Here is a 17997-nt window from a genome sequence, read left to right as displayed (position 1 = left end):
TCAGTGAGGTTGGAGCATAACCGCTGGCTCGCGCCTCTGGTATTCTCGTCGCCATGAAAAAAACTCTCCCTTTAAGCCTGATCGCAGCCCTCGGTGAAAACCGCGTGATCGGCGTCGACAACAGCATGCCCTGGCATTTGCCGGGGGATTTCAAATATTTCAAGGCCACCACGCTCGGCAAGCCGATCATCATGGGACGCAAGACCTGGGACTCCCTGGGCCGACCGCTGCCGGGGCGCTTGAACCTGGTGGTCAGCCGTCAGACCGATCTTGTGCTGGAAGGTGCGCAAGTTTTTCCGTCACTGGAAGCGGCGGTAGAACGGGCTGAGGAATGGGCCAAGGCGCAAGGCGTGGACGAGCTGATGCTGATCGGCGGCGCGCAGTTGTATGCGCAGGGGCTGGAACAGGCCGATCGCTTGTACCTGACCCGCGTGGCGCTGAGCCCGGAAGGGGATGCGTGGTTTCCAGAGTTTGATACGAACCAGTGGAAGCTGGTGTCGAATGTCGAGAATCCAGCTGAAGGCGATAAGCCGGCCTACAACTTCGAAGTCTGGGAAAAAGCCTAAAAGCATCGCAGGCAAGCCAGCTCCCACATTTTGATGTGTGAATACATTCAAATGTGGGAGCTGGCTTGCCTGCGATAGCGGTCTATCAGACCTGCGCTAACTCGGCATGCTCATCGGCATCCAGCAACGCTTTATCCGTCTGCCCCATGATCTGGCTGGTAATCGCCCCCGCCGTCATCGAACCATTGACGTTCAACGCCGTGCGGCCCATGTCGATCAGCGGCTCCACGGAAATCAGCAGCGCCACCAGTGATACCGGCAAGCCCATGGCCGGCAGTACGATCAGCGCGGCAAAGGTCGCACCACCGCCCACGCCGGCAACGCCCGCCGAACTCAAGGTCACAATCGCTACCAGGGTCGCGATCCACAGCGGGTCCAACGGGTTGATGCCCACGGTCGGCGCGACCATCACCGCCAACATCGCCGGGTAAAGACCTGCGCAACCGTTCTGGCCGATGGTCGCGCCAAACGAGGCGGCGAAGCCGGCGATAGATTGCGGGATACCCAGGCGACGGGTCTGTGCCTCGATGCTCAGCGGGATGCTCGCTGCGCTGGAGCGGCTGGTAAAGGCAAAGGTCAGCACCGGCCAGACCTTGCGGAAGAAGCGCAGCGGGTTGATCCCGGCCACGGACAGCAGCAGGCCGTGCACCACGAACATCAGGCCCAGGGCCAGGTACGACACCACCACGAAACTGCCGAGCTTGATGATGTCTTGCAGGTTGGAACCGGCGACCACCTTGGTCATCAGTGCCAGCACGCCATATGGGGTCAGCTTCATCACCAGGCGCACCAGGCGCATCACCCAGGCTTGCAGGGTGTCGATGGCATTAAGGACTTTCTGGCCTTTCTCCACGTCATCCTTGAGCAGTTGCAGTGCGGCAACCCCCAGGAACGCGGCGAAAATCACTACGCTGATGATCGACGTCGGCTTGGCCCGGGCCAGGTCGGCGAACGGGTTGGCGGGTACGAACGACAGCAGCAACTGCGGGATATTCAGGTCGGCGACCTTACCTGCGTAATCACTCTGGATCACTTGCAGGCGCGCCATTTCCTGAGTGCCGGCCACCAGGCCTTCGGCGGTGAGGCCGAACAGGTTGGTCAGGCCGATACCGATCAGGGCCGCGATGGCAGTGGTGAACAGCAGCGTGCCGATGGTCAGGAAGCTGATCTTGCCCAGAGAAGAGGCGTTATGCAGGCGCGCCACGGCACTGAGAATTGAGGCGAACACCAGCGGGATCACGATCATTTGCAGCAGTTGCACATAGCCGTTGCCGACCAGGTCAAACCAGCCGATCGAGGCTTTGAGCACCGGGTTACCGTCGCCGTAGATCGTATGCAAAGCCGCACCGAACAGCACGCCGAGCACCAGGGCAAACAGCACCTTCTTGGCCAGGCTCCAGTTGGTACGGCGGGTTTGTGCCAGGCCCAGCAACAGGGCCACGAACACCAATAAATTGAGAATCAGGGGCAGATTCATTGAAGCTCCGTTGAGAAGACAGCCAATCGCGTGAGCCTGCGATTGCGAACCGGCAAGCCTAACAGCATGAAATATATTGATTTAATACCGATATGGAATGGCTACTGTCGTTTTTGGAATAAGCGTTTGACGCTCAGGTATATGCCCTTGGCGCAATCGCGACGTCCGCGGTCGTGCCCGGGCGATAACTGTCATAAGGATTTGTTAGCGTCGATGTCTTTCACTTGAGGGAGACAACGCCTATGAAGCTCGCGCCGAAACTATTGGTATCCGCCGCCTTTTGCCTCGGGCTCGCCAGCCAGGCGTTTGCCGCCACTGAGTTGAAACACTGGCCGGCACCTGCCGCTAAACAACTCAACGAAATGATCGCCGCCAACGCCAACAAGGGTAACTACGCGGTGTTCGACATGGACAACACCAGCTACCGCTACGACCTCGAAGAGTCCCTGCTGCCGTACATGGAAAACAAAGGCCTGATCACCCGTGACAGCCTCGATCCTTCGCTTAAGCTGATGCCGTTCAAGGACACCGCCGACCATAAGGAAAGTCTGTTCAGTTACTACTATCGCCTTTGTGAAGTCGACGACATGGTCTGCTATCCGTGGGTCGCCCAGGTGTTCTCCGGCTTCACCCTCAAAGAGCTCAAGGTCCAGGTGGACGAGTTGATGGCGTCCGGCAAGCCGGTGCCGGTCAGTTACTTCGAAGGCGACGCGGTGAAGCAGTCCGAAGTGCAGCCGCCGAAAGTCTTCACCGGCCAGGCCGAGCTATACAACAAACTGATGGAAAACGGCATCGAGGTGTACGTGATGACCGCCGCTTCCGAGGAGTTGGTGCGCATGGTCGCCGCCGATCCGAAGTACGGCTACAACGTCAAGCCCGAGAACGTCATCGGCGTCAGCACTCTGCTCAAGGATCGCAAGACCGGCGAGCTGACCACCGCACGCAAGCAGATCGCCGCCGGCAAGTATGACCAGAACGCCAACCTCGGCCTGGAACTGACCCCCTACCTGTGGACCCCGGCAACCTGGATGGCCGGCAAGCACGCGGCGATCCTCACCTACATCGACGAATGGAAAAAGCCGCTGATTGTCGGCGGTGATACCCCCACCAGCGACGGTTACATGCTGTTCCACGATGTGGACGTGGCCAAGGGCGGCATCCATTTGTGGATCAACCGCAAGGACAAATACATGACCCAGCTTAACGGCATGATCGCCAAGCACGCGGCGGCGCAGGCCAAGGAAGGGTTGCCGGTGACGGCGGACAAGAACTGGGTGATCGTCAAGCCGGAGGAGATTCAGTAGGACCGCGTCGCTGCCATCGGGGGCAAGCCCCCTCCCACATTCGACCGAGTCTCAACCTGAGAATGCGGTCAAATGTGGGAGCGGGCTTGCTCGCGAAGGCGGCTTCAAGAACACAGCAGTCTCTGTGCAAAAATAGATATCAATTGCGAACCAATCTCATCCTCTGCTAGCGTGCACACCTCCTGAACCCCATGTTCTTCTCAAGGTAGTGCCGTGCTCTCCTGGAATTCGCAGATCGCGCGTCTGTTCGCGGAGCAGAAGAAAGCCCTCGAAGCCTTCGTCACTCGCCGCACCGGCAGTGCCCAAGTGGCCGCCGACCTGACCCAAGAGTCGTTCCTGCGCCTGGCTCGCATGGACTGTGGCGATAAAATCGACAATCTACCGGCCTTCCTCTTCACTATCGCCAGCAACCTGGTGCGCGATCACCAGCGTCAGGCCATTCGCCGCGAACGCCTGGATGGCGGCGAGCCCAGCGAGGAATTGCCGTGCAACAACCCGGGTATCGACGAGCAATTGGCTGCCTATCAACAGCAACAGATGATGCAGGATGCGATTTTGGCGTTGCCCGAAGCGACTCGACAGATCTTCCTGCTCTATCATGTCGACGAACTCTCCTATCGCGAGATCGGCGAACGCCTGTCGATCAGTCCGCGCAGTGTGGAATACCAATTGCGTCGCGCCTTGATTGAATGCCGTGGCTTTATCAAGAAGCGGCTTGCCTGTGATGAACAAGGACGTCGGTCATGACCGCTACCCCCACAGCCGACGAACTGTTCGACGAAGCATCCGCCTGGTATTTCCGCCTGCAGGCCGAGGATGTCACACCTAGCGAACTGCAGGCTTTCGCCATCTGGCTGGAGCAGGGCGATGCCCGGAATGCCGCCTGGCAGGAAGTGCAGGCGATGCTCGGTGGCCTGCATGAACCGGCGCGGGTAGTTCGCCGCGCCGAACAGGCTGCCTGGCGCAAGCCCGTACGGCGCTGGTCGCGCTGGGCCTGCGCCGCGGCCGTGCTGCTGGCGGTGGGCCTGACTGTGCAAAACACACCTTGGCTTGACCGCATGCGTGCGGACTATGCCACCGGCACCGGCGAGTCACGCAACATCGAACTGGCCGATGGCTCCCACCTGCAGCTTAATACCGACAGTGCCATACAGGTGCGCATGAGTGCAGGTGAGCGCCAGGTGCGCTTGTTGCGCGGCGAAGGTTTCTTCGAGGTGGCCAGGGACCCGGCGCGACCGTTCGTGGTGCAGTCCGGCGACGGCTGGGTGAAGGTGGTCGGCACCCGGTTCAGTGTGGCGCGACGCGATGCGCAAACCCTCGTGCAGGTGGCGCAGGGCAAGGTGCAGGTCAGTTCCGGCAGTGGCACACCGGTGTATCTGGAACCGGGACGGGCGGTGGAGTACCAAGACCAACGCCTGGCTGAAGTCCACGGTTTCGACGCGGCCAGCGGGTTCGCCTGGCGCCAGCGGCAACTGGTGTTTCGCCAGCAACCGCTGTCGGACGTGGTCAGCGAGCTGAACCGTTATTGGCCGGGCAAGACCCTGATACTGGGCGACGCATTGCGCAATCGCGTGGTCTCCGGCGTGTTTGAAATCGATAAACCCGACGCGGTGATCAAGGCGCTGGAATACACCCTCAACCTGCGCGCCGAGCATTACACCCCGTATTTGCTGGTGCTGCGCGAGGGCAAGGCGTCGTAGTCGCAACTTTTTGAAAATACTTTCAGGGTTTCCCGGTGAGCATTCGTCCTTGATCACTGAGGCGTAAATAGTAAGCACTCTCAAGTAGTGCCGCGCCGATCACAGACTTTTTTTGCACCGGGGAGCTCCATCCATGGCACACCGATTCGCCGCATCGCCCTTGCTCGCGCTGGTCATTTGCTTGACCGGCACTGCGTCGCTATCCCTGCAAGCTGCCGAGACCACCCAGGCCCAGGCTTACCGTTTCGATATTCCTGGGCAAAGCCTCGACGGCGCGCTGGCGGCATTTTCAGCGGTGACGCGCGTGCAGGTGCTGGTGTCCGGTGAGTTGACCCAAGGGGTGGTGTCGCCCGGGGTGAGCGGCCATTTCGGCCAGCGCAAAGCCTTGGCGCAATTGCTTGGCGGTACGGGCTTGAGTGCGGCGTTTATCAACGCCGACACCGTGACCCTGGAGAGGCGCGTAGCCACCGGCGGCGCTATCGAAGTCGGCGCCACTACCATCAGCGCTGAACACCTGGGCGCCACGACCGAAGGCAATGGCTCCTACACCACCGGTGCGGTGACCCTGGGCAAGGGCGAGCAGAAGCTCAAGGACATCCCGCAATCGGTCAGCGTCATGACCCGTAAACAAATGGATGACCAGAACACCACCAAGCTTTCCGAGGTGGTCAAGCGTACCCCGGGCCTGACGGCGACCAAATCCCCCGGGCCGGGTATGTTCATCTTCTCCCGTGGTTTCGAAATCGGCACCCTGCAATACGACGGCGTACCAATCCCACGTAATACCTACGCGCTGGGCAGTTACCTCACCGAAAACATGGCGATCTATGATCGTGTAGAAACCCTGCGCGGTCCGGCCGCCTTGCTGCAAGGCGCCAACAGCCCCGGCGGCACCATGAACCTGGTGCGCAAGCGTGGCCAGCAGGACCCGACCGTCACCCTCACCGCCAAGGCCGGCTCCTGGGACCACTACGGCACCCAGGTCGACGCCGGCGGCCCGCTCAACGCCGAAGGGACTTTGCGTGGCCGCTTTGTAGCGGACTACGACACCACCAACTCCTTCGTCGACTACGCCGGTGGCTGGAACCAGACGGTATACGCCGCCGTGGACTATGACTTCACTCCCGACACCACTGTCGGTGTGGGCATCAGCAACCAGAAGGGGCATTCGCGCCCCAATTTCATGTCGCTGCCGCGTTATGCCAACGGCAACGATATCGGTCTGCCGCGCTCTACCTTTGTCGGCGCCAGCTGGAACCGTGCGGTCAATAACCAGACCCAGGTGTTCGCCGACGTGGAGCATCACTTCAACGATGACTGGAAGATCAAAGCCGCGCTGGTAGCCATGGATGAACATAACGACGCGACCTACCAGGCAACCTGGGACGCTATCCCCAACCCGGGCACCGCCGGCAACGTGCGGTATGTGGACTGGGTCACCGACTTCAATACCAAGAGCCGCGGTGCGGACGTGTATGTAAACGGCACCTTCGAGGGCCTGGGCTTCCAGCAGGAGATGGTGCTGGGGGCGAACTATTCCAAACTGACCACCGATGACCAATGGGCGCGCGCTGCAACGTCGGGCGCGGATATCTTCAACATTGACCACAACCGCCCGCAGCGCGACAAATACCAGCTGTTCGCCCAGGGCAACGCGTCGAATAGCTGGTATGACATACGCCAGAAAGGCATCTACGGCACCTGGCGGGTGAAAGTGCTGGACCCCTTGACCCTTATCCTAGGCGCGCGCACCAGTTGGTATGAGTATTCCTACACAGGCCAGAGCGGTTCCCGCGGTACGTATGGCGCGCCAGAGAAAAGCACCACGCAAACCTCCGGCAAGGTCACGCCATACGCCGGCGTGGTCTACGCCCTGAATGAACAATGGTCGGCCTACGCAAGCTACGCTGATGCCTTTGAGCCGCAAACCAACCTGACTATCTCCGGTTCCTTGCTTAAGCCTATCGAAGGCAAAAACTACGAGCTGGGCATCAAGGGCGAGCTGGCAGACGGTCGGCTCAACACGTCATTTGCCATCTTCCGCTACGACCAGGAAAACCGTGGCGTACAAGACCTGCAAGGGCCGCTGAACTGCAACGGTTGGTACTGCTCGGTCGCCTCGGGGAAAGTCCGCAGCCAAGGCTTTGAAGCCACCTTGAGTGGTGAAGTGCTGCCGGGCCTGCAACTGGCCTCCAGCTACACCTACAACACCACCAAGTTCCTCAAGGACAACACTTACGAAGGCAAGATCTTCAGCACCTGGACACCCAAGCACCTGCTCAAGGTCTGGGGTGACTACCAGTTGCCGGGCGATTGGCAGCAGTTCAGTGTCGGTGCCGGCGTGACCGCACAAAGCAGCACCGAAGCCTACGACCGCAACTTCAGCGTACCCGGCAATGCACTGTGGGATTCGCGGGTGGCCTACAAGATCAACCAGGAGTTCACCGTGGCGGCGAACTTGAACAATATGTTCGACAAGAAGTACTACATTCCTGCGTATAACGCGACGTGGGGCAGCAACTACTACGGCGACCCACGCAATGTCATGTTCACCATGACCTACACCCCACAGTTCTAAAGCCTGACGCATCACTTCTGTGGGAGGGGGCTTGCCCGCGAAGACGTCGGCCCAGCAAACATTGATGTTGGCTGACCCACCGCTATCGGGAGCAAGCCCCCTCCCACATATTGATCATCATTGTGCTTGGGGTTATCTCCAGGCAAAAAAATGCCCCGCACCTGGCGGGGCATTTTTATGCGCGGGGCTTACAGGCCGTCGAGCATGGCTTTGTTACGCACAGCACCTTTGTCGGCACTGGTGGCCAGCAGGGCATAGGCCTTCAACGCAGTGGTGACCTTGCGTGGACGCTTCTCCACCGGCTTCCAGCCCTTCTTGTCCTGCTCAACCCGGCGTGCCGCCAGTTCTTCATCGCTGATCAACAGGTTGATCGAGCGGTTCGGAATGTCGATCAGCACTTTGTCGCCATCCTGCACCAGGCCAATCGCGCCACCGGCAGCGGCTTCCGGGGAAGCGTGGCCGATGGACAAGCCCGACGTGCCGCCGGAGAAGCGGCCATCGGTCAGCAGGGCGCAGGCTTTGCCCAGGCCTTTGGATTTCAGGTAGGACGTGGGATAAAGCATCTCCTGCATACCCGGGCCGCCTTTGGGGCCTTCGTAGCGGATGATCACGATGTCGCCTTCCTTGACCTCGTCGGCGAGGATGCCGCGTACCGAGCTGTCCTGGCTTTCGTAGATCTTGGCGCGGCCTTCGAAGACGTGGATGGATTCATCCACGCCCGCGGTTTTCACCACGCAGCCGTCGAGGGCGATATTGCCGTACAGCACGGCTAGGCCGCCTTCCTGAGAGTAGGCGTGCTCGACACTGCGGATGCAGCCGTTTTCACGGTCGTCGTCCAGGGTGTCCCAACGGGTCGACTGGCTGAAGGCCGTCTGGGTCGGGATACCGGCCGGGCCGGCCTTGAAGAAGGTGTGCACGGCTTCGTCGTCAGTCTGGGTGATGTCCCATTTGGCGATGCCTTCGGCAATGGACTTGCTGTGCACGGTCGGCAGGTCGGTGTGCAGCAGGCCGCCGCGGGCCAGGGAGCCGAGGATCGAAAATATCCCGCCGGCGCGGTGCACGTCTTCCATGTGGTACTTCTGGATATTCGGAGCGACTTTGCACAGTTGCGGCACATGACGGGACAGGCGGTCGATATCGCGCAGGTCGAAATCGATCTCGGCTTCCTGGGCGGCGGCCAGCAAGTGCAGGATGGTGTTGGTGGAACCGCCCATGGCGATGTCCAGGGTCATGGCGTTTTCGAACGCCTTGAAGTTGGCAATGTTGCGCGGCAACACTGACTCATCGTTCTCGCCGTAGTAACGCTTGCACAGCTCGACGATGGTGCGGCCGGCCTGCAGGAACAACTGCTCGCGGTCGCTGTGAGTGGCCAGTGTGGAACCGTTGCCCGGCAAGGCCAGGCCCAAGGCTTCCACCAGGCAGTTCATCGAGTTGGCGGTGAACATGCCGGAGCACGAACCACAGGTCGGGCAGGCGCTGCGCTCGTATTCGGCGACCTTCTCGTCAGAAGCGCTGGAATCGGCGGCGATCACCATGGCGTCAACCAGATCGAGGCCGTGGGAGGCGAGCTTGGTCTTGCCGGCTTCCATCGGGCCGCCGGAGACGAAGATCACCGGGATGTTCAGGCGCAAGGCAGCCATCAACATGCCGGGGGTGATCTTGTCGCAGTTGGAGATGCACACGATGGCGTCGGCGCAGTGGGCGTTGACCATGTACTCCACGGAGTCGGCGATGATCTCGCGGCTCGGCAGGGAATACAGCATGCCGTCATGGCCCATGGCGATGCCGTCGTCCACGGCGATGGTGTTGAATTCTTTCGCTACACCGCCGGCGCGTTCGATCTCGCGGGCCACCAGTTGGCCCAGGTCCTTGAGGTGGACATGGCCCGGCACGAACTGGGTGAACGAGTTGGCAATCGCGATAATCGGCTTCTTGAAGTCGTCATCTTTCATCCCCGTGGCACGCCACAGCGCGCGCGCGCCGGCCATGTTGCGGCCGTGGGTGGATGTTTTCGAGCGGTAATCAGGCATTGGAGCACTCCGGGCGGCTAATCAAGTACTAAAGGGGAGTGAGCTTCTAATTGACGACTGGAACACCCGAAAAATGGCCGTGTGTCCGGAAGTTGCCACTCGCGTCGCGGGATCGCCGCGTGCTTGGGCCTCGAGCTCATAAACCCGCCGGGGGATGACTGGCGATGAATAGGGCCGATTCTACACCGACTTCCTGTAGGTGCGTCAGCGATTGATCCTGGCATTCGTCAGCCAACCCCACAGGCTGAAAACAATGAAGCTGACAGCAATGGTCATCAGCAAATGGGTTCCGGTTTGCGCCAGAGCGGCACTGCTGACGGCGGCCGTCAGGAACATGATGCTGTTACCCGCTGACGCCGCCGTGCCTGCGCTGCTTGAGAACAGCAACATCGCCGCAGAAATCGCGGCCGGGCGCACCAGGGTGACGGCCAGCGCGCTGACCAGCATCGGGAACAGCAGGGTTACGGTGGTGATCACCTTAAGGCTGACGATCAGCGCCAGCGATACACCGGCGAGGAGCAACAACCCGAGGCCGATATTGATCTGCCGTGACAGCGAGATGTGTTTTTGCAAATAGGAGGCCACCACACCGCCGAGCAGATAGGCCAGGCCGTACACCATCAGCACCAGCGCGTACTGGTATTCGGTGAGTTTCAGCGCATCCATGAAAATCAACGGTGTCACGCTGATCAAGGCGAAGTAGCAGGCGAACACCAGGGCGGCGATCCACCAGTAGCGCAGGAAGTTGCGATTGCGCGCCACAGCCTTGAGTGTGCCGATGATGGATACCGGCTCGCGGTGTGGGCCGGAGGACTTCGACGGCAGGCTACAGAACGCATGGATCAACATGCCCAGCGCCATCAACGCAAAACCATAGAAGCTGCCTTGCCAGTCGAAGGTGGTTTGCAGCCAGGAGCCGATCAACGGCGAGAGCGCGACGAAAGAGCCGCTCAAGGTCATGTAATAGAGGCGCACGCGGGCGCGGTCCTGTTCCCCGAAAAGGTCTTCCACCAGTGCATGGCCCAACACGAAGAACCCGCAGCCCATGGCCTGTACCGTGCGAAACAGCAGGAAGGTCAGATAGTCCGACGCCAGCGCGCAGCCTATTGCGCCAAAGATCGACAGCGTGATGCAGCCCAGCAGGACTTCCTTGCGCCCCCATTTATCCGACAGCGGGCCGGCGACCAGTTGCGAGATCGAAAACACCAGGGTGAACAAGCTGATGGACAGCGCGATGTCTGCGCTGGGTGTGTTGAACTGGTTGGACAGGGCGGGAAATGAAGGGAGCAGGATATTGATCGGGAAAAAGCTGATCAGGGAAATGCAGGTGATGAGGGTGAAGCGGGAGAGGGTGGGCCCAGACATTGTTTTTGTTTTCCGGAGTAAAACCAGAAACCGATACTAGTCTGCGAAAAATGGAATTCAATCAAAACTATTGGGAGAAACACATAACAAATGTGGGAGGGGGCTTGCCCCCGATAGCGGTGGAACAGTCAGCTTATCTTTAGCTGACCCACAGCAATCGGGGGCAAGCCCCCTCCCACATTTTTAGCTATTGGGCAGCAACCGGCAGGTAATGCTCTTGATATAGCGCGTCTCGACAATCGCCGGGTGCACCGGATGATCCGGACCCTGGCCACCACGTTCGAGCATCTGGATGTTACGGTCCAGGTGGCGGGCGCTGGTCAGCAGGATGTTTTGCAGATCGTCTTCCGGCAGGTGCATGGAGCATGAAGCACTGACCAGGATGCCGTCCTTGCTGAGCAGGCGCATGGCTTGCTCGTTAAGGCGACGGTAGGCGCCTTCGCCGTTCTTCATGTCTTTTTTGCGTTTGATGAAGGCCGGTGGGTCGGCGACGATCACGTCAAAGCGTTCTTCGCTGGCTTTCAGTTCTTTCAGGGCTTCGAACACGTCGCCTTCGATGCAGGTCATCTTCTCGGCAACGCCGTTCAAAGCGGCGTTGCGCTCGACGCCGTCGAGGGCGAAGGCCGACGCATCGACGCAGAACACTTCACTGGCGCCGAACGCTGCAGCTTGTACGCCCCAGCCGCCGATATAGCTGTACAGGTCGAGCACACGCTTGCCCTTGGCATACGGGGCCAGGCGGGCGCGGTTCATGCGGTGGTCGTAGAACCAGCCGGTTTTCTGGCCCTGGATCACCGGGGCTTCGAATTTAACGCCGTTTTCTTCCAGCGCCACCCACTCCGGCACCAGGCCGAACACGGTTTCGACGTAGCGGTTGAGGCCTTCGGCGTCACGTGCGGCGGAGTCATTCTTGAACAGGATGCCGCTGGGCTTGAGCACCTGGGTGAGGGCCGCGATCACGTCTTCTTTATGGGCTTCCATGGTCGCCGAGGCGATCTGTACCACCAGGATGTCGCCGAAACGGTCGACCACCAAGCCCGGCAGCAGGTCGGAATCACCGTAGACCAGGCGGTAGAACGGCTTGTCGAACAGGCGGTCACGCAGGGACAGGGCGACGTTCAGGCGGTGCACCAGCAGCGACTTGTCCAACGGCAACTTGATGTCGCGCGACAGCAGGCGGGCGCAGATCAGGTTGTTCGGGCTCATGGCCACGATGCCCAGGGTCTTGCCGCCGGCCGCTTCCAGGATCGCCTGGTCACCTGCCTGGAAGCCATGGAGTGGGGTGGCGGCCACGTCGATTTCGTTGCTGTAGACCCACAGGTGGCCGTTGCGCAAACGACGATCGGCGTTGGCTTTGAGACGCAGGCTTGGCAGGGACATGACGTCGCTCCGGAAAAAAGAGCGGGAGTATACCCTTTGCGCACTCTTTGATGTGGGAGCTGGCTTGCCAGCGATGCGGGCGGTGCGGTGTATCAGACGTACGGTGGTGATGCTATCGCAGGCAAGCTGATCCCACATTCGATCGGGTTTCACTTGGGTTTTTGGGTGTCGGTCACGGCTGCATAAGGGTTAGAATTCGCGCCTAGCCCAGAGTGTGTACTTATGTCCCAAGAGCTTTCCGCCGAGCAGATCCAGCAGGTCCTGCAAGGCATCAGCGTGCCGCCCCAACCGCAGATCATGGTGGATTTGCAGATGGAGCAGTACATGCCCGACCCGGACCTGGAAGTGATCGCACGGTTGATCGCTCAGGACCCGGGTTTGTCTGGCGCGTTGCTCAAGATCGTCAACTCGTCGTATTACGGCTTGAGCAACAAGATCGCCTCCATCCAGCGTGCGGTTAACCTGTTGGGCAGTCGGTCGGTCATCAACCTGATCAATGCCTTGTCGATCAAGGGCGAGATGAGCGACGACACCATCGTCACCCTCAACCGCTTCTGGGACACCGCCCAGGATGTAGCCATGACCTGCCTCACCCTGGCCAAGCGCACCGGCACCCAGGCGGTGGACGAGGCGTATGCCTTGGGCCTGTTCCACGATTGTGGCGTGCCACTGATGCTCAAGCGTTTCCCCAACTACATGGCGGTGCTGGAGCAGGCTTATGCCAGCGCCGGCCCCGAGCGCCGCGTGGTCGACACCGAGAACAACGCGTTCAACACCAACCATGCGGTGGTCGGCTACTACACCGCCAAGTCCTGGCGCCTGCCGGAACATGTGACCGATGCCATCGCCAATCACCACAACGCCCTGGCGATTTTCAGCGATGAGACGTCGCGCAATCCGCAGCTCAAGAACCTGCTGGCGATTTTGAAGATGGCCGAGCATATCTGTTCGTCCTGTCGCGTGCTGGGCAACCAGGCCGTGGACCATGAGTGGAACGCGATTGGCCATCTGGTGCTGGATTACGTGGGCCTGTCGGACTATGACTTCGAGAGCCTGAAGCTGTCGATTCGCGAACTGGGCGCGCACTGACCCGTATTCAAGAGGTACACATGCCCGAGTTACCAGAAGTCGAAACCACCCGGCGCGGGATTGCCCCGCACCTGGAAGGCCAGCGTGTCAGCCGCGTGGTGGTGCGTGAGCGGCGCCTGCGCTGGCCGATCCCGGAAGACCTGGATGTGCGCCTGTCCGGGCAGCGCATCGTGCTGGTGGAACGGCGGGCCAAGTACCTGTTGATCAATGCCGAAGTAGGCACCTTGATCAGTCACTTGGGCATGTCGGGCAACCTGCGCCTGGTGGAGGTCGGCATGCCTGCGCTCAAGCATGAACATGTCGACATCGAACTCGAATCCGGCCTGGCCTTGCGCTACACCGACCCTCGACGTTTCGGTGCAATGCTCTGGAGCCAGGACCCGCACAACCACGAACTGCTGATTCGCCTGGGGCCGGAGCCGTTGACCGAGCTGTTTGACGGCGAACGCTTGTTCCAGCTGTCCCGCGGCAAATCGATGGCGGTGAAGCCGTTCATCATGGACAACGCGGTGGTGGTGGGCGTGGGCAATATCTATGCGACAGAGGCGCTGTTTGCAGCGGGGATTGACCCACGCCGCGCCGCCGGGGGTATTTCACGCGGGCGCTATCTGAAGCTGGCGATTGAGATCAAGCGGGTGCTGGCCGCCGCTATCGAGCGGGGCGGTACTACGCTGCGGGACTTTATCGGTGGCGATGGGCAGCCGGGGTATTTCCAGCAGGAACTGTACGTGTATGGCCGTGGCGGCGAGGCGTGCAAGGTCTGTGGGACCGAGTTGCGCAATGTGGTGCTGGGGCAGAGGGCGAGTGTGTTTTGCCCAAGGTGTCAGAGCTGATTGTTGGGTGAGGGCCGATATCGCTATCGCAGGCAAGCCAGCTCCCACATTTGAGTGTATTCACATATCCAAGTGTGGGAGCTGGCTTGCCTGCGATGAGCATGGGTATCTACACAACTTTGGTACGCCGCTGCTCCTCTGACAAGGGAGCTTGCTGCCTGGCAGCTTATAACTATCTAACTGATACACCGCGAACCAAATGTGGGAGGGGGCTTGCCCCCGATGGCGGCCTGACAGCCGACCAGGATGTTGGATCAGACTGAGTACATATCCGTTATTTGGGCAACGGCCACTTAGGGTTCCGCTTTTACAGCGGGTCACTTTGGAAAAGAGTCCCAAATCCCTGTCGAATTCCGGCCAGCGTGGTTTAACGGGGCGCCTAAGATCAAGATCAAAAGCAGATCAAGATCAAGAGCGGCTCGCTTCGCATCGTGGTTACTGATAGTTGCTACGTCAGAGTTGTGTAGATACCCATGCTGCGATGAGGCCTTTACGGGCAATGAAGAGGCTTAGGCCTTACCGGTAATCTTGCGGTACTTCTCCATCAACTGCTCTTCAGTCTCAGGGTGTGCCTCATCCAGCGGAATGCAATCCACCGGGCATACCTGCTGGCACTGGGGTTCGTCGTAGTGACCGACGCACTGGGTGCACAGGTTAGGGTCGATCACGTAGATCTCTTCGCCTTGGGAGATCGCAGCGTTCGGGCACTCGGGTTCGCAGACGTCGCAGTTGATGCAATCGTCGGTGATGATCAGGGACATGGAAACTCCTGCCAGGGCGCACGGCCAAGGCATCTGAAAACTAATGCGCGCAATTGTGCCGCATTGGCGCCCGCAGTGCGAGCAGGCGCCGCTTGAGCGGTCTTACTTCTTGAAGCGCAGGGTCAGGGCATCTGCCACCGCAGGATGGACGAACTTGGTGATATCTCCGCCCAACGCCGCGATTTCACGGACTAACGTCGAGGAAATAAACGAATAACGTTCCGACGGCGTGAGGAACAGGCTTTCCACATCCGGCGCCAGTTGGCGGTTCATGTTGGCCAGCTGGAATTCGTATTCGAAGTCCGACACCGCGCGCAGGCCACGCAGGAACACATTGGCGTTCTGCTCCTTGGCGAAATGCGCCAGCAGCGTCGAAAAGCCCACCACTTCCACGTTAGGCAGGTGCCTGGTGACCTCGCGCGCCAGCTCCACGCGCTGTTCCAGGGGAAACAGCGGGTTTTTCTTGGGGCTGGCCGCGACCGCGATGATTACATGGTCGAACAGGCGAGAGGCGCGTTCGACCAGATCGCCATGGCCTTTGGTAATCGGGTCGAAGGTACCTGGGTACAACACTCGGTTCATCGCGTCGTCCTGGCGGAGTCCGTTGGGGAACCGGATGGTATCGCAGCCATCCCGGTCGGCCAAGTCGACTTATGTAGATAGAGGTCGTTAATCCCAGGCTTTTTCATGCCGTTTTCAGACGTTCGGCCAACGCTGTCGCCAGTTGCGCGGTCAATCCGTACACCGACAATTGCGGGTTGGCGCCAATGCTGGTGGGGAACAACGAGCCATCGTGAATCGACAGGTTGCGCAACTGATGATGTCGGCCAAGGCTGTCGGCCACGGCGTTTTTCGGATCTTCGCCCATGGCACAACCGCCCATCACATGGGCGCTGCCCAGGGTTGTGCGGTGCAGTTCCAGGCTCAAACCGTCAATCACGTTGCGTGCTTCGGCCAAGGTGTTCACGAACCGTGCATCGTGATGCAGGGGCTTGACCGATTTGGCCCCTGCGGCGAACTGGATCTCGGCCATGCTGTGGAAGGCTCGGCGCAGGCCATCCCAGGCGTAGGGTGAGACCTGATAGTCGAGCACCGGCGTGCCGTCACCGCGCAGATCCACAGTGCCACCTGGGCTGTCGGGGTGAAAACCGTCGCGCAGCAATGCGAGCATGGCGTGGGTATGGGGCAGCCGATTCATGTCCAGCGCGTTCTGCGTGCCGTAGCCCCCGAACAAGGTGCTGGCCAATCCAGGATGTAAGGGCGGCGCTTCAAGCTTGTAGGACATTTTGCCGGTGGTGCCGTCCTGCCATTGGAAATGGTCGGAATAGATCGACTGCGGCGCACCGTAGAACGGGTTGATCACTTCGTCGAACAGCCCGGCGGAGAAATTGACCAGATGCAGGAAGGTGCGCTTGCCCAGCCGCGAATGCGGGTCGGGTGCGTCCGAGCGCATCAGCAGGGCCGGGCTGTTGATGCCACCGCCCGACAGCACGTAGTGCCTGGCCTTCACGCTGATCTTGCGCCCGGTCGGCGCCACGCAGCGTTCGTCCATGGCCATGCACTCCAGGCTGCTGATAGTGTCGCCACTGTATTTGAGCTGCTCGGCGCGGGCCAGATACAGCAGCTCGCCGCCGTTTTCCAGGGTGGAGGGGATAGTCGTCACCAGCATCGACTGCTTGGCATTAACCGGGCAGCCCATGCCGCAATAACCCAGGTTGAAGCAGCCGCGCACATTGCGTGGGATCACATGCCAGCTGTAGCCGAGTTTTTCGCAGCCTTTGCGGATCACATCGTTGTTGGCATTCGGCGGTAGCGCCCACGGCGCGATGCCCAGGCGCTGTTCCATTTTTTCGAACCAGGGCGCCATTTCGGCGCTGCTGTGGCCTTTCACTGCGTATTCGCTGGCCCAGTGGGCGAGGGTGGCGTCGGGGGTGCGAAAACTGGAAGTCCAGTTGATCAAAGTGGTGCCGCCCACCGCCCGGCCTTGCAGGATAGTGATGGCGCCGTCCTTGCTCATACGCCCTATGCCTTCCTGGTAAAGGCTGGCATAGGCTTCATCCTCCAGCAGCTTGAAGTCATTGCTGGTCTTGAGCGGGCCTTCTTCGATCAACAACACTTTGTAGCCGGCGGCGCTGAGGATTTCGGCGGTGGTGCCACCACCGGCACCGCTGCCGATAATGGCTACATCGGCTTCCAGGGTCAGGTCGTTGTCGAGGGCGGCGCCGTTGTGGGTTTTCCAGCCTCGGGCCAGGCCGTCGCGGAACAGATCGGGTACGGGCATAGGTGTGCACTCTTATTCTTGTACGAAGTTGCGGTCAATGTGGGAGCGGGTTTCAACGCTAGATCTTCGGCGGACCGGGGTAGCCGCAATGGGCCCAGGACGCGGGCCGGAAGTACCAGGCCATGATCACCAGCTTGAGCAGCGAGCCCTGGCCCATGCGCAGCAGGTTCAGATAGCTGTTCTCCCAGCGGTGCAGGAAGTTGCGGATTTGCTCGTTGCTGGCGTTCTCCCAGCTGCCCCAGATCCCGGTCAACGGGCCGCGGGTGATACCCATGCTCAGCACGTCAAATAACTGCTGGGTGAGCTTGAACATCTCTGGCGACAAGTGCTGCAGGCTGTAGTCGAGCTTTTTCAGGGTGTCGTCAATGCCAGCGATCACCGCCTCGGCGCTGGCCGCGCCTTCCAGCAGCACCGGGATCACCGCACGCAAAAACGGCAAGTCACTGGCGCGCAACATGGCAAAGCCACTGGCCGGTGTACTGCTGGAGCAGCCGCTGAGGGTGGCGCCGAGCCCGGCAGTAGCGAGAAACGCGCTGGCGCACAGGCCGATTTTCAAGACGCCGCGCCGCGACAGCGCGGGTGAGTCAGTCAGGCTGGGGTTCATTATTTTTATCGTCCCGAAGGTGGGGGTTA

General features: G+C 60.3%; 15 protein-coding genes. 7 read left to right on the top strand and 8 right to left on the bottom strand.

Annotated features, from left to right (window positions below; translation table 11 throughout):
- Window positions 1-53: 53 nt before the first annotated feature.
- Window positions 54-566, top strand: a complete 513-nt coding sequence (locus TU73_RS23380) for a dihydrofolate reductase (protein ID WP_057014196.1) — start codon at window positions 54-56, stop codon at window positions 564-566.
- Window positions 567-651: 85 nt separating this feature from the next.
- Here the strand turns inward: TU73_RS23380 and TU73_RS23375 are convergent, their stop codons facing one another.
- Window positions 652-2043, bottom strand: coding sequence for an L-cystine transporter (locus TU73_RS23375; RefSeq protein WP_057014195.1), 1392 nt, complete (start codon window positions 2041-2043; stop codon window positions 652-654).
- Window positions 2044-2285: 242 nt separating this feature from the next.
- Between TU73_RS23375 and TU73_RS23370 the strand changes: the two genes are divergently transcribed.
- The 4 genes from TU73_RS23370 to TU73_RS23355 all read left to right on the top strand — a co-directional run bounded on the left by TU73_RS23370 (window position 2286) and on the right by TU73_RS23355 (window position 7625).
- Window positions 2286-3347: an HAD family hydrolase gene (locus TU73_RS23370; RefSeq protein ID WP_057014194.1), complete on the top strand. Its 1062-nt coding sequence runs from the start codon at window positions 2286-2288 to the stop codon at window positions 3345-3347.
- A gap of 213 nt (window positions 3348-3560) precedes the next feature.
- On the top strand, window positions 3561-4094 hold the full coding sequence (locus tag TU73_RS23365; protein WP_057014193.1) for an RNA polymerase sigma factor: 534 nt from the start codon (window positions 3561-3563) through the stop codon (window positions 4092-4094).
- Window positions 4091-5047: a FecR family protein gene (locus TU73_RS23360; RefSeq protein ID WP_057014192.1), complete on the top strand. Its 957-nt coding sequence runs from the start codon at window positions 4091-4093 to the stop codon at window positions 5045-5047. The genes TU73_RS23365 and TU73_RS23360 overlap by 4 nt, the downstream gene beginning before the upstream one ends.
- Before the next feature lie 133 nt (window positions 5048-5180).
- Window positions 5181-7625, top strand: a complete 2445-nt coding sequence (locus tag TU73_RS23355; RefSeq protein ID WP_057014191.1) for a TonB-dependent siderophore receptor — start codon at window positions 5181-5183, stop codon at window positions 7623-7625.
- A gap of 188 nt (window positions 7626-7813) precedes the next feature.
- On the opposite strand, the gene ilvD is transcribed toward TU73_RS23355, so the two are convergent.
- The 3 genes from ilvD to TU73_RS23340 form a co-directional block, all read right to left on the bottom strand.
- Window positions 7814-9655: a dihydroxy-acid dehydratase gene (gene ilvD, locus TU73_RS23350; RefSeq protein ID WP_003195159.1), complete on the bottom strand. Its 1842-nt coding sequence runs from the start codon at window positions 9653-9655 to the stop codon at window positions 7814-7816.
- 204 nt (window positions 9656-9859) lie between these two features.
- The gene (locus tag TU73_RS23345) at window positions 9860-11020 is read right to left on the bottom strand and encodes an MFS transporter (RefSeq protein WP_057014190.1); all 1161 of its coding nucleotides are present in this window, start codon (window positions 11018-11020) and stop codon (window positions 9860-9862) included.
- Window positions 11021-11203: 183 nt separating this feature from the next.
- The gene (locus TU73_RS23340) at window positions 11204-12400 is read right to left on the bottom strand and encodes a class I SAM-dependent rRNA methyltransferase (RefSeq protein ID WP_015886370.1); all 1197 of its coding nucleotides are present in this window, start codon (window positions 12398-12400) and stop codon (window positions 11204-11206) included.
- Between the two features lie 276 nt (window positions 12401-12676).
- Here TU73_RS23340 and TU73_RS23335 point away from each other — a divergent pair, with 276 nt between their 5' ends.
- On the top strand, window positions 12677-13489 hold the full coding sequence (locus TU73_RS23335; protein ID WP_172833449.1) for an HDOD domain-containing protein: 813 nt from the start codon (window positions 12677-12679) through the stop codon (window positions 13487-13489).
- 20 nt (window positions 13490-13509) lie between these two features.
- On the top strand, window positions 13510-14322 hold the full coding sequence (gene mutM / locus TU73_RS23330) for a bifunctional DNA-formamidopyrimidine glycosylase/DNA-(apurinic or apyrimidinic site) lyase (RefSeq protein ID WP_057014188.1): 813 nt from the start codon (window positions 13510-13512) through the stop codon (window positions 14320-14322).
- Window positions 14323-14831: 509 nt separating this feature from the next.
- Here mutM and TU73_RS23325 read toward each other — a convergent pair.
- The 4 genes from TU73_RS23325 to TU73_RS23310 form a co-directional block, all read right to left on the bottom strand.
- Window positions 14832-15083, bottom strand: coding sequence for a YfhL family 4Fe-4S dicluster ferredoxin (locus TU73_RS23325; RefSeq protein WP_003195146.1), 252 nt, complete (start codon window positions 15081-15083; stop codon window positions 14832-14834).
- A gap of 102 nt (window positions 15084-15185) precedes the next feature.
- Window positions 15186-15665 (bottom strand): pantetheine-phosphate adenylyltransferase, encoded by a 480-nt coding sequence (coaD, locus tag TU73_RS23320; RefSeq protein WP_003234650.1) that lies wholly within the window; start codon window positions 15663-15665, stop codon window positions 15186-15188.
- Between the two features lie 103 nt (window positions 15666-15768).
- A complete protein-coding gene (locus TU73_RS23315) occupies window positions 15769-17364 on the bottom strand; it encodes a GMC family oxidoreductase (protein WP_057014187.1) in 1596 nt (531 codons plus the stop codon).
- A 58-nt stretch (window positions 17365-17422) separates the two neighbouring features.
- Window positions 17423-17968: a hypothetical protein gene (locus TU73_RS23310; protein WP_057014186.1), complete on the bottom strand. Its 546-nt coding sequence runs from the start codon at window positions 17966-17968 to the stop codon at window positions 17423-17425.
- Between the last annotated feature and the right edge of the window lie 29 nt (window positions 17969-17997).

This window comes from Pseudomonas libanensis, assembly GCF_001439685.1.
Classification (GTDB): Bacteria; Pseudomonadota; Gammaproteobacteria; order Pseudomonadales; family Pseudomonadaceae; genus Aquipseudomonas; species Aquipseudomonas libanensis.
The sequence above is the reverse complement of the archived record's forward strand: the minus strand, read 5'-3'. Positions and strand labels throughout refer to the sequence as shown.